This window comes from Catellatospora vulcania, from assembly GCF_009720385.1.
GTDB lineage: Bacteria > Actinomycetota > Actinomycetes > Mycobacteriales > Micromonosporaceae > Catellatospora > Catellatospora vulcania.
Map to the genome: position 1 here is coordinate 42,263 of NZ_ML769307.1, position 11,237 is coordinate 53,499.

The following is an 11,237-nucleotide window of genomic DNA, read 5'->3' on the forward strand; positions in this document are numbered from 1 at the left end:
CCGGCCCGCTCAGGCCACCGGCTGGTGGTAGCGGCGGCGGATGCTGGTGCCCAGGGTGCGCACGTCGGCGCCGTACACGTGAATGGACACCACCAGGCCGTCGGTGGCGTTGCGAACCTGGTGGATGTCGCCGGGCGGCTGCAGCCAGGTGGCCTGACCCTGCGGGTTCAGCGCCGTCGAGACGGGGGTGAGCAGGCCGCCGTCGAGGCGGTAGGTGGTCTCCTCCTCGGCGCCGCGGTACGTCCCGACGACGCACCACGAGACGTGGTCGTGGATGCAGGTGTCCTGGCCGGGCAGCCAGACCAGCGACACCACGGAGAATCCACCGCCCGGTTCGACGTGCAGCACGTGCTGGCGGTACCCGTCCGGGTCGGGCGCGCACTGGTCGCGGCTGAGCAAGGGCTCGTCGAGGTAGCGGCCCAGGACGCGGGCCACCCGCGCGGGCTCGGGATCGTTGCGGATCTCCTGGACCAGACGTGCCAGCATGTCGCCTCCCGCGGGTAGCGCGCCGTTGCGCTACCGGGAGCTTATCTCTATCAGTTCTGTATGAATAGTAGGATATTGATCGTCCGCATCGGACGGTCGATCGACCACACCCCAGGAGCTGTCTTCGTGTCCATGTCCCGCCGCATCGTGCCGTCCGCGGCGCTCAGCGTGCTGCTCGCACTGACCCTGACCGGCACACCCGTGGCCGCCGCGGACCCCGAGTTCGGCCCCGCTGCCCCGCAGAACCCGGCCACCGCCCCCGCCGGTGGCGCGAGCACGCACGGCGACAGCGCCTCGGCGAAGACCTTCGCCCAGCCCGGCCCGGCCGGCGCACCGCTGACCGTCGGCCGCGCCACCCTGCTCGCGGCCTGCCCGACGCTGCTGCACGGCGGCGACGGGCAGCTGCTCGCACTGTGCACCGACGTGCTCGGCCAGAACCCGGCGGTGCACCTGCTCGATCGCGTCACCGGCAACTCCCTGGCCCGGCTGACCATCGCCAAGGGCAACCTGCTCGGCGGGGTGTACGCCTACCTCGACGACGCGGACCGGGTGGTGGTCGTCGACGGGAACCGTGACCTGCTGCGCATCGAGCACCGCCGCGGCCTGTTCGGCATCTGGACACTGCGCGTGGCCGAGAAGACGTCGCTGGCCACGGCCGTCGCCGCCGACGACTCGGTGGTCGGCGTCCTGGCCGGCTACGACCGGCGGGTATGGTTCGTGACCGCCGCGGGTTCGGTCGGGGTGTACGACCCGGCTACCGGCATGGTGCACGCCTACCGGCTGCCGGCCGGCGAGCGCATCGCCAACAGCCTGTCGACCGTGCCCGGCGGCGTCGCGGTCACCAGCGACCACGCCCTGTACCTGTTCGACGCCGCGACCCCGGGCATCCCGGCGTTGCGCTGGCGGCACGGGTACGACCGTGGACCGGCACGCAAGCCGGGCCAGCTCAGCTGGGGCAGCGGCGCCACCCCGGTCTTCTTCGGACCCGCCACCGGCACCGAGTACGTCGTCGTCACCGACAACGCCGTGCCGCACATGAATCTGCTGGTGCTGCGCTCGGCCGACGGCGGGCTGGTGTGCTCGCGCCCGCTGTTCACCGGCCGGCCGGCCAGCGGCACCGAGAACGCCCCGGTCGCCGCCGGGCGCAGCGTCTTCCTGACCAACACCTACGGCTACGACTACCCGGCGCTGCCGCCGGACGCGGGCCCGAGCGTGCCGGACAACGCCGACTTCACCGGCGGCCTGGTCCGCGTCGACGTGCGTGCCGACGGCAGCGGCTGCGACCCGGTCTGGGAGACGGCTACCCGGTCGGCGGCCCTGCCCCGGCTGTCCACCGCCGACGGCAAGCTCTACACCGCGGTGCAGGAAGGCCTGCTGGGCGAGCTGGACCCGTACTTCTTCGCCGCCGTCGACGCCCGCACCGGCGTGGTGTCGGACCAGGCGCTGCTCGGCTCGGTGCTGGTCAACCCGATCCAGACCGCGGGCACGGCCCTGAACCGGGTCTACTACCAGGGGACCGTCACCGGCGTGCTGCGCATCGCCCGGTCCTGAGGCGCGGTGCCGGCGGCGGGTCCCTAAAGGCGGCCCGCCGCCAGCACCCGCTCCAGGAACTGCCGCGTACGCGGCTCCCGAGGGTCGCCGAGCACCTGCTCCGGCGGGCCCTGCTCGACGATGCGCCCGCCGTCGAGGAAGCACACCCGGTCGGCTACCTCGCGGGCGAAACCCATCTCGTGCGTGGCGATCACCATGGTCATGCCGTCGGCCCGCAGCTCGCGGACCAGGCTCAGCACCTCGCCGACCAGCTCCGGGTCGAGCGCGGAGGTCACCTCGTCGAGCAGCATCAGCCGTGGCGCGCAGGCCAGCGACCGCACGATCGCGACCCGTTGCTGCTGCCCGCCGGACAGGCGGTCGGGATACTCGCGGGCCTTGCCGGCCAGCCCGACCCGTTCCAGCAGCCGCATCGCCTCCGCCTCGGCGCGCGCCCGGCTGACCGCGTGCACCCGCCGTGGCGCGAGGGTCACGTTGTCGAGCACGTTCAGGTGCGGGAAGAGGTTGTACGACTGGAACACCATGCCGATGCGGCGGCGTACCCGGTCGGGGTCGGTGCGCGGGTCGGTGATGTGCTCGCCGTCGAGGTGGATGCTGCCGTCGTCGAGCGGTTCCAGCAGGTTGACGCAGCGCAGCAGGGTGGACTTGCCCGAACCGGAGGCGCCGATGAGCACCACGGCCTCGTGTTCGGCCACGGTGAGGTCCAGTTCGTGCAGCACGACCTCGCCCCGGAACACCTTGCGCAGCCCGCGGCAGTCCAGCACCGGTGTGCTCATGCCGCCGCCTCCGCGGACTGGCGGCGCGCGGCGCGCAGGGTCACCCAGTCGGTCACCGCGATGAGCGGGATCGCCATCAGCACGAACAGCGCCCCGGCGACCAGGTAGGGGGTGTAGTTGTAGTGCTCGGCGGTCTGGATCTGGGCCATCCGGATGGCGTCGATCGGGCCCGCCAGCGAGATGAGCCCGACGTCCTTCTGCAGCGCGACCAGGTCGTTGAGCATGGGCGGCGCGACCCGCCGCAGCGCCTGCGGCAGGACCACGTGCCGCATCGTCTGGCCGTGGGTCAGGCCGAGCGAGCGGGCGGCGGCGCGCTGCGACGGGTGCACCGACTCGATGCCGGCGCGGAACACTTCGGCCAGGTAGGCGGCGTACACGATGGTCAGCGCGATGCCGCCGAGCACCAGCAGCGACGGCGTGCCCTGCAGGCGCAGGCCGGGCACGCCGAAGGTGAGCAGGTACAGCACGATCAGCAGCGGGGTGCCGCGGAACAGGTAGGTGTAGGAGGCGGCCAGCGCCCGCAGCGGGAAGAACACCGCCGGGCGCAGGGTGCGCAGCAGCGCGATCGCGAGCCCCAGCAGCAGCGCCCCGACGGCGCAGAACACCAGCAGCCGCACGTTGAGCCACAGCCCGTGCAGGACCAGCGGCAGCGATTCCCGGGCGATCGCCGGATCCAGGAACGACTCGCGCACCCGCTGCCAGCCGGGCGCGCCGGTGACCGCCACCACCGCCAGCACGCCGACCACCGCGGTGGAGGCGGCCGCGACGACGACCGACAGCACGGTCTGCCGCCGCCGGTGCGCGATCCGGGCCCGTTGCAGCGGACTCGGCCGGTAGCCGGGTTCGGCGTCGCGGCCGGTGTCGGAGATGACGGTCACCGGCGCACGCTAACCCAGCGTCGGCGCGCCGGCGACCCCGGCGAGCCACTGCTTCTGCAGCGCGTCGAGGGTGCCCGCGGTGCGCAGCGCGTCGACGGCCTGGCTCACGCAGGAGGTCAGCGCCGATCCCTTGTCGAGCACCAGCCCGAACTGCTCCGGGGTGCCGGTGGGCTGCGGCAGCTGTCCGACGATCAGGCCGCCGTCGAGTTCGGCGGCGGTCATGTAGAACGCGGTCGGCAGGTCCACCACGATGCCGTCGACGGTGCCGTTCTGCAGCTGCTTCTTGGCGTCGTCGTTGTTGTTGAACACGGCCGGCTCCACGCTGGGCTTGATCACCTCGGTGACGGCCCGGAAGCTGGTGGTGCCGACCTGCGCGCCGAGCTTGGCGTTCTTCAGGTCGGCCAGCGTCTTCGCCGCCGCGATCTTGCTGCCCTTGACGGTGATGACCGTCTGCGTGACGTCGTAGTACGGCGACGAGAAGTCGACCGCCTGGCGGCGCTGCTCGGTGATGGAGAACTGGTTGACGTCGAAGTCGAAGGTCTTCGGTCCGGGCGCGATGGCGCTGTTGAACGTGATCCGGGTCCAGACGACCTGGTCCTTGGCGTAGCCGAGCTTCTCGGCGACGGCGTAGGCGACCGCGGACTCGAATCCCTGCCCGCTGTCGGGCTTGTTGTCGGCGAACCACGGCGGGTACGCCGGGTCGTCGGTGGCGACGGTGAGCTTGCCGGACGTGACGGTCTTGAGGGTGGCGGGGGAGCAGGCGGCCGGGCCGGCCGACGCCGTGGCGGCGGTGCCCGGTTCCTCCTGCGGGGCGCAGGCGGCGGCCAGCGCCAGGGCAGCGAGCGCGAGCGCACCCGCCAAAGTGGACCGGAGGGGAGGCGTACTCATGCCCGGCAGCATACCCTACTCCATAAGTAGGAATTACCGTCCGATGTCGACCGATGCGCTACTGGCGCGGCCGGCGAACCCCCTGCGGCGCGTCGGCGGTGGATGCCAGCTGACCGGCGACGAGACCCTCCAGGGCGCGCAGCAGGGCCTCACGCTGTGCTGCGGGAAGCGAGGACAGGGCCTCTTCGTGTACCCGGTCGGCGATCTCCTGGCTGCGGGCGGCCACCTTCGCCCCCTCGGCGGTGACGGCGATGATCCGGGCCCGCCGGTCGGTGCTCGACGGGCGGCGCTCGGCCAGGCCCGCCTTCTCCAGCGCGTCGACGGTGACCACCATCGTGGTCTTGTCCATGTCCCCGAGCGCGGCCAGCTGGATCTGCGTCCGCTCCTGCTCCAGCGCGTGCACCAGCACGCAGTGCATCCGCGCGGTCAGCCCGATCTCGCCCAGCGCCGCGGCCATCCTGGTCCGCAGCACGTGACTGGTGTGGTCCAGCAGGAACGACAGATCGGGGCCGGTGCGGGTGGGCGCCATCGCGGTCATACCCGACAGTGTACGCGGAATCGATCCGTAGCGGATCATCTGGCAAGCTGCGAGAGTCTGATCAAGCGACGTACATTCGGCGGGTGACCGAACTCGACGAGCCGCACGTGGAGATCGACGGACGCCCGGCCGACGCGGACGCGCTGGCGCTGCTCGAGCACCGCGCCTGGGGCCACTTCACCGCGATGCAGGTGCGCGACGGCCGCACCCGCGGCCTGGACCTGCACCTGGCCCGCCTGCAGGCCGCACACCGCGCGACGTACGGCGCCGAACTCGACGGCCCGCTGATCCGCGACCGCATCCGGCACGCGCTGAACGGCGACCAGGACGCGTCGGTACGCGTCTACGGCTACTGGGACGGGCTCATCGTCACGGTGCGCCGTCCCGAGGCCATGCCGTCCCGGCCGCACGCGCTGAGCTCGCAGCGTTTCCAGCGCGCGCTCGCCGGGCTGAAGCATCCGGGCAGCGGGGCGGCGCAGGGTTACTTCCTCGACCGGGCGCTCGCCGAAGGATTCGACGAAGCCCTGCTCGTCGGCGCGGACGGGATCATCGCCGAAGGTGCGATCACCAACGTCGGGTTCTGGCGGGCCGGCACGATCGTCTGGCCCGACGCGCCCGCCCTGCCCGGCATCACCATGCTCGTGCTGCGCCGCGAGCTCGCGGCACACGGTGTGGCACAGGGCGGGGAGTCGGTCCGCCTAGCGGACCTGTCCGGATACGGCGGCATGTTCCTGTGCAACTCGCGTGGATGGGCGCCCGTGGACCGGGTCGACGACCTTCAGGTGCCGGTCCCGGACGCGATGACGGCCGCGCTCGCGACGGCTTACGACGCCGCCCCGTGGGACGCGATCTGAGCACTGCCCGGCTGGTCAGCCAGCGGTCGAGTCGTAGCGGCGGCGCGCCCCGGCGATGTCGTCGGCGTGCGTCTGCGCCCATTCGATCAGCTCCCACGCCGTCTTGAGCAGCGTCTGGCCCATCGGCGTGAGCGCGTAGTCGACCCGTGGCGGCACGACCGGATGGACCGTGCGTGCCACGAGGCCGTCGCGTTCCAGCGCCCGCAGCGTGACGGTGAGCATGCGCTGGCTGATGCCGTCGATGCCGCGTTTGAGATCGGTGAACCGCCGCGTGCCGTGGCGCAGCTGGTGGACGACGTTGAGGGTCCACTTGTCACCGACCCGATCGAGCACGTCGCGGACCTGGCAGGTCATCTCGTCGTGCACGTTCAGATCCATCGGTTACCTTCACCTCACTGAGGCAGTAAATAGTGCCTTCTTCCCCGGTCACCCCATGGTTCCTGATGATGGGCTCAGTTACCAGAAGGAACCGGAAGGAAGACGATGACCCAGCAAGCCCCTGCTCTCGACGAGAGCTTCGCGGCCCCGGTCTCCGCCGCAGTGCTCGACCGGACCGTGGCGGCGCTGCGCGCCAACAACTTCACCGTCCACGTCGTGGACACCGTCGACGAGGCGCGCAAGCTCGTCGTCGACGACATCCTGCCGCGCGACGCGGCGATCTTCACCGCGAGCAGCGAGACGCTGCGGCTGTCCGGCATCCTCGGCGATGTCGACGAGTCCGGCGACTTCCGGTCGGTTCGGGCCGACGCGGGCGACCTCGGCGACGACATGTGGGCCCGCATCCGGCTCGGCGCAGTCCCCGATGTCGTGGTCGGCAGCGTGCACGCCGTGACCGAGCAGGGTCACCTGGTGGTCGGCTCGGCCACCGGCAGCCAGTTCGCGCCGTACGCGGCGGGGGCCGAGAAGGCGGTCTGGGTGGTCGGCGCGCAGAAGATCGTGCCCGATCTGGAGACCGGCCTGCGCCGGCTGCGTACCTACAGCCTGCCCAAGGAGTGGCGGCGGCTCAACGACCTGGCGGGGCAGACCTCGTTCCTGAGCCGCGTCCTGATCATCGAGCAGGAGTGGCTGCCCGATCGCGGTGTGGTGGTCCTCGTCCGGGAGCCGATCGGTTTCTGAGCCGGCCGGCTCCCGGACGCGATGGTGCGGTCATTCCACCAGGAACGGCCGCATCATGTCGTTGTCCTCGTGCTCGAGCAGGTGGCAGTGCCACACGTACCGCCCGGCCAGGTCGAAGGTCGCCTTCACCCGCGTGATCTCGCCCGGGAAGGTGAGCACGGTGTCCTTGGTGCCCCGGTCCCCGGCCCGCGGCGGCTGCCTGCCGTCCTTGCCGCGGCCGAGGACCTCGAACTGCACCACGTGCAGGTGGATGGGGTGGGCATGGGCGCTCCAGTTGTGCAGCTCCCAGATCTCGGTGGCGTTCAGCGCCGGCCGCTCGGTGATCGGGTCGTGCCAGTGCCGCGGGTCGGCGTGCCCGTCCGCGCCGATCGTGTAGAGCATCATCTTGACCGAGTGGTCGTGCCCCAGCTGCTCGTCCAGGGCCAGCCGGCGGGTCGTGCCCGCGTGGCCGAGCGGCCGGATCCGGGGCAGGTCCAGGTCCTCGGGCGCGACGCTGCGGTCCCTGCCCCGCAGGCGTCCGACCGTGAACTTCATGACCTGACCGGTGGTGGCTGGATCCGACGGGTCGAAGTCGTCCGCGCAGAGTTCGTCGGGCCCCTCGTTGATGAGGTACAGCTCGGTGCCCTCGCGCAGGCCGGTGAAGTCCACGATGACGTCGGCCCGCTCGGCCGGGGCGAGCAGCAGCTCCCGCATCGACACCGGCTCGGGCAGGAACCCGCCGTCGTTGCCGATCTGCCAGATCGGCAGCGCCGCGGGCGCCGGGCGCCGGGCCAGCGGATCCGTCGCGATCTTCATGACCAGCACCCGGCTGTTGCAGCCGTTGAGCAGGCGCAGGCGGTAGCGGCGGGGTTCGACCTCCAGCACCGGCCACGTGTTGCCGTTGACCATGATGGTGTTCGCGAGGAAGGCCGGGTTCCAGATCGGGGGGAAGGGGCCGTGCGGGAGGTACGGTCCCGCGCCGTCGGTGAAGGCACGGCTGTCGGGGTAGAACAGCGAGCCGTCGGTGTTGAACGAGCGGTCCTGCACCACCAGCGGGATCTCGTAGTGTCGGGTGCCGGGCTGGTCGCCCGGCCTCGGCGCGGGCCCCGGGAGCACGCCGGGCGGCAGGTCCCCGGAGCCGCCGCGCAGCAGGTAGTACCCGGCCAGGCCGGCGTACACGTTGACGCGGGTCATGCCGAGGGTGTGGTCGTGGTACCACAGTGTCGCCGCGCGCTGGTCGTTGGCGTAGTGGAAGGTCGCCGTGCCGGGCTTCCAGGCGGTGCCGTGGCGCTGGGCGGACTCGTCGCCGAACTCGTCGTGGAAGGTGCCCACGGTGGCGTGCCCGCGCGGGATGTTTCGTGCCTTGGGCAGGTACCAGGCCTCCGGGTAGCCGCAGCTGTCCTGGAGCGAGCGCCCGCCGTGCAGGTGGGTGACGATCGGCACCGGCCCTCGATAGGGGCCGGGTGTCGAGGTGAAGGAGGGCCGGGTGTCCCGGCCGGAGACGCCGCCCGGCGGGTTGGCCCAGTGCAGCGTCGGGTCCACTGCCAGCAGGTGCGGGCGGAAGTCGCCGGAGGCGTCGACGAGGTCGTTGACCCAGGTGACACGTACCGGGCGGTCCACGCTCGCCTCGATGGTGGCCGACGGGGTGCGGAACCTGCCCGGCCTCGACGCGTCCCCGTAGCCCCACACGGTGGTACGCGGCAGGCCCTTCGGCAGGATCTGCTGGCGGAACTGGCGCACGCCGACCCGGTAGTGGTCGGGGCCGCCCTTCTCGGCACGTTCGGGCGACATCACCGACGGCGCCGCCAGCGGTGTGACGTACTTGCGGATCTTCTTCGGATTCAGGGTGCCCGCCTGCCCCCGGCCCATCGCCCAGGCCCAGCCGGCCTGCTGGGAGAGGGCCGTGGCGGCGCCCATGGCCGCCGTCGCCTGAAGAATCCGCCTGCGGTCGACCATGTGCACACCCTCCGCGAGCCGCCCCCGCGGGCGGCGTCTGCCAGGAGGAACGAGCAAGCCGACCTTGGGAAACGAGCCGTCGGCCCGCGATGCGCCGGTGTGCAGGGTCGGCTCAGTCTCCAATGGAGTGAGTCGGGCAGCGCCCCTATGATCACGGGGACTCAACCTTGGGAGGTCATCTTGAAACGTATCCTGGCATCCGCCGCGGTCGGGCTGTTCGCCTTCGCGGGGTCAGCCGCGGCCGCCACGCCCGCGCATGCCGACGTGCTCTGCATGACGAGGGAGAACGCGCCGTTCTACGCCTCGATCGACGGGTACGGCGGGACCGGCTACCTCTTCACGCTCAGTCCGAACCGGGGCTTCCGGGCCGACGGCGCGGGATACAACGACGTGTACGGCCGCAACTGGCTGCGCGGCCACGGCGCTGAGCACCCCAACCGGACGGGCTGGGTGCTGCACAGCCACACGACCTGCTGAAACCCCGATGCCGCGGACTGCGGTCGAGTCCGCGGCATTGTAAAGATGGTGTAATTAATATTTACGACGAAACATGTTCGTGAAGAAATAATGCGGTACGTCGAGCATGTTCGACATGCATCGATACCCCCGCCGCCTCGGCGCGGCCCTCGCCGTCACCGGCCTGCTCGCGCTGGGCGTCTGGCAGTCCGCCCCGGCCGCCGGCAAGACCCTGTCCGCCGAGCCGGCGGCCGCCGCGACGCCGCCCAACGTCGTGCTCGTCCTGACCGACGACCTGGCCTGGAACCTGGTCCAGTACATGCCCGAGGTCAAACGCCTGCAGCAGGACGGGATGACCTTCACGAACTACACCGTCACCGACTCGCTGTGCTGCCCGTCCCGCTCGTCGATCTTCACCGGCAAGTTCCCGCACGACACCGGCGTGTTCACCAACGGCGGCGCCGACGGCGGATTCGCCGTGTTCAAGGGCCTGGGCAACGAGTCGAACACCTTCGCGACCGCGCTGCAGGCAAAGGGCTACGCCACCGCGATGATGGGCAAGTACCTCAACGGCTACCTGCCCGCCGACACCCAGGGCGGCAGCCTGCCGTACGTGCCGCCGGGCTGGTCGGACTGGCGGGTCGCGGGCGCCGGTTACCAGCACTACAACTACGACCTCAACGAGAACCACACCGTCGTGCACTACGGCAGCACACCGGCCGACTACCTGACCGACGTCGTGTCGGGCAAGGGCAGCTCGTTCATCCAGAACTCGGTCGCGGCCGGCAAGCCGTTCCTGCTGGAGATCGCGACGTTCGCCCCGCACGGGCCGTTCACCCCGGCGCCGGAGGACCTGAACGACTTCCCCGGGCTGACCGCGCCGCGCACCCCGGCGTTCAACAAGCTGCCCGCCAACGCGCCGGGCTGGCTCGCCGGCAACGCGCCGCTGACCGCGGCCCAGAAGACGACGATCGACACGAACTTCCGCAAGCGGGCCCAGTCCGTGCAAGCGGTCGACCGCATGATCGGTGACCTGCGGGCGGACCTCGCCGCCAGCGGCGTCGCCGACAACACGTACATCGTGTTCACCTCCGACAACGGCTTCCACATGGGCGAGTACCGGCTGACGTCGGGCAAGCAGACCGCGTTCGACACCGACGTACGCGTGCCGCTCATCGTCGTCGGTCCGGGGGTCGCGGCCGGCAGCACCCGGGCCGAAGTGGTGCAGAACATCGACCTGGCGCCGACCTTCCAGCGCATCGGCGGAGCCGACGTCGCGGCGAACATCAACGGCCGCAGCCTGCTGCCGCTGCTGAACGGGGAACCCGCCGCCAACTGGCGGACCGCGTCGCTGATCGAGCATCACGGGCCGAACCAGGCCGCCGACGATCCCGACTTCCAGACCGCCGCGGCCGGCACACCCACCACGTACTCGGCGCTGCGCACCGCGGTCTACACCTACGTCGAGTACTCCACCGGTGAGCGGGAGTACTACGACCGGGTGGCCGACCCGAACCAGCTCGACAACATCGCGGGCACACTGTCGGCGACCCGGCTGGCGGCGCTGCACGCGGCTCTGGACGCCCTGGTGAACTGCCATTCCCAGAGCGCCTGCTGGACCGCGGGGCACGTCACCGCCTGACCCGTGCGTGCCGCGCGGTGGTGGCGGGGGCCGGGGGGCGGGGGGGGGGGGCCCGGGGGGGGGGGGGGGGGGGGGGGGGGGGGGCGGGGGGGGGGGGGGGGGGGGGGGGGGGGGGGGGGG

12 protein-coding genes are annotated in these 11,237 nt (G+C 71.5%); 5 read left to right on the forward strand and 7 right to left on the reverse strand.

Annotation, left to right across the window (positions count from 1 at the left end; all coding sequences use genetic code 11):
• Positions 1-9 precede the first annotated feature (9 nt).
• On the reverse strand, positions 10-486 hold the full coding sequence (locus F6W97_RS14820; protein WP_155370910.1) for a cysteine dioxygenase family protein: 477 nt from the start codon (positions 484-486) through the stop codon (positions 10-12).
• Positions 487-612: 126 nt separating this feature from the next.
• On the opposite strand from F6W97_RS14820, the gene F6W97_RS14825 reads away from it, so the two are divergent.
• Positions 613-2,037 carry an NHL repeat-containing protein gene (locus tag F6W97_RS14825; protein WP_269059691.1) on the forward strand — a complete coding sequence of 475 codons (1,425 nt, stop codon included), beginning with the start codon at positions 613-615 and terminating at the stop codon, positions 2,035-2,037.
• Positions 2,038-2,060: 23 nt separating this feature from the next.
• Here the strand turns inward: F6W97_RS14825 and F6W97_RS14830 are convergent, their stop codons facing one another.
• Genes F6W97_RS14830 through F6W97_RS14845 form a run of 4 tightly spaced genes read right to left on the reverse strand, consistent with a single transcriptional unit; the run spans position 2,061 to position 5,114 of the window.
• Positions 2,061-2,810 carry an amino acid ABC transporter ATP-binding protein gene (locus tag F6W97_RS14830; RefSeq protein WP_155370911.1) on the reverse strand — a complete coding sequence of 250 codons (750 nt, stop codon included), beginning with the start codon at positions 2,808-2,810 and terminating at the stop codon, positions 2,061-2,063.
• Complete coding sequence (locus tag F6W97_RS14835; RefSeq protein ID WP_407924577.1) at positions 2,807-3,688, reverse strand: amino acid ABC transporter permease; 882 nt, start codon at positions 3,686-3,688, stop codon at positions 2,807-2,809. The genes F6W97_RS14830 and F6W97_RS14835 overlap by 4 nt, the downstream gene beginning before the upstream one ends.
• A 9-nt stretch (positions 3,689-3,697) precedes the next feature.
• Positions 3,698-4,576 (reverse strand): ABC transporter substrate-binding protein, encoded by an 879-nt coding sequence (locus F6W97_RS14840; protein WP_155370912.1) that lies wholly within the window; start codon positions 4,574-4,576, stop codon positions 3,698-3,700.
• 58 nt (positions 4,577-4,634) lie between these two features.
• The gene (locus F6W97_RS14845) at positions 4,635-5,114 is read right to left on the reverse strand and encodes a MarR family winged helix-turn-helix transcriptional regulator (RefSeq protein WP_155370913.1); all 480 of its coding nucleotides are present in this window, start codon (positions 5,112-5,114) and stop codon (positions 4,635-4,637) included.
• A gap of 83 nt (positions 5,115-5,197) precedes the next feature.
• Here F6W97_RS14845 and F6W97_RS14850 point away from each other — a divergent pair, with 83 nt between their 5' ends.
• Complete coding sequence (locus tag F6W97_RS14850) at positions 5,198-5,968, forward strand: aminotransferase class IV (protein WP_155370914.1); 771 nt, start codon at positions 5,198-5,200, stop codon at positions 5,966-5,968.
• Between the two features lie 15 nt (positions 5,969-5,983).
• Here F6W97_RS14850 and F6W97_RS14855 read toward each other — a convergent pair whose 3' ends face one another.
• Entirely contained in the window at positions 5,984-6,346 is a 363-nt protein-coding gene (locus F6W97_RS14855) for a winged helix-turn-helix transcriptional regulator (RefSeq protein ID WP_155370915.1), read from the reverse strand.
• A gap of 105 nt (positions 6,347-6,451) precedes the next feature.
• On the opposite strand from F6W97_RS14855, the gene F6W97_RS14860 reads away from it, so the two are divergent.
• Positions 6,452-7,084 carry an LUD domain-containing protein gene (locus F6W97_RS14860; protein ID WP_155370916.1) on the forward strand — a complete coding sequence of 211 codons (633 nt, stop codon included), beginning with the start codon at positions 6,452-6,454 and terminating at the stop codon, positions 7,082-7,084.
• 30 nt (positions 7,085-7,114) lie between these two features.
• Here the strand turns inward: F6W97_RS14860 and F6W97_RS14865 are convergent, their stop codons facing one another.
• On the reverse strand, positions 7,115-9,019 hold the full coding sequence (locus F6W97_RS14865) for a multicopper oxidase family protein (protein ID WP_155370917.1): 1,905 nt from the start codon (positions 9,017-9,019) through the stop codon (positions 7,115-7,117).
• A gap of 180 nt (positions 9,020-9,199) precedes the next feature.
• Between F6W97_RS14865 and F6W97_RS14870 the strand changes: the two genes are divergently transcribed.
• Both F6W97_RS14870 and F6W97_RS14875 read left to right on the forward strand, forming a co-directional pair.
• Positions 9,200-9,496 carry a hypothetical protein gene (locus F6W97_RS14870; protein WP_155370918.1) on the forward strand — a complete coding sequence of 99 codons (297 nt, stop codon included), beginning with the start codon at positions 9,200-9,202 and terminating at the stop codon, positions 9,494-9,496.
• 115 nt (positions 9,497-9,611) lie between these two features.
• A complete protein-coding gene (locus tag F6W97_RS14875) occupies positions 9,612-11,117 on the forward strand; it encodes a sulfatase family protein (protein WP_230686684.1) in 1,506 nt (501 codons plus the stop codon).
• Positions 11,118-11,237 lie beyond the last annotated feature (120 nt).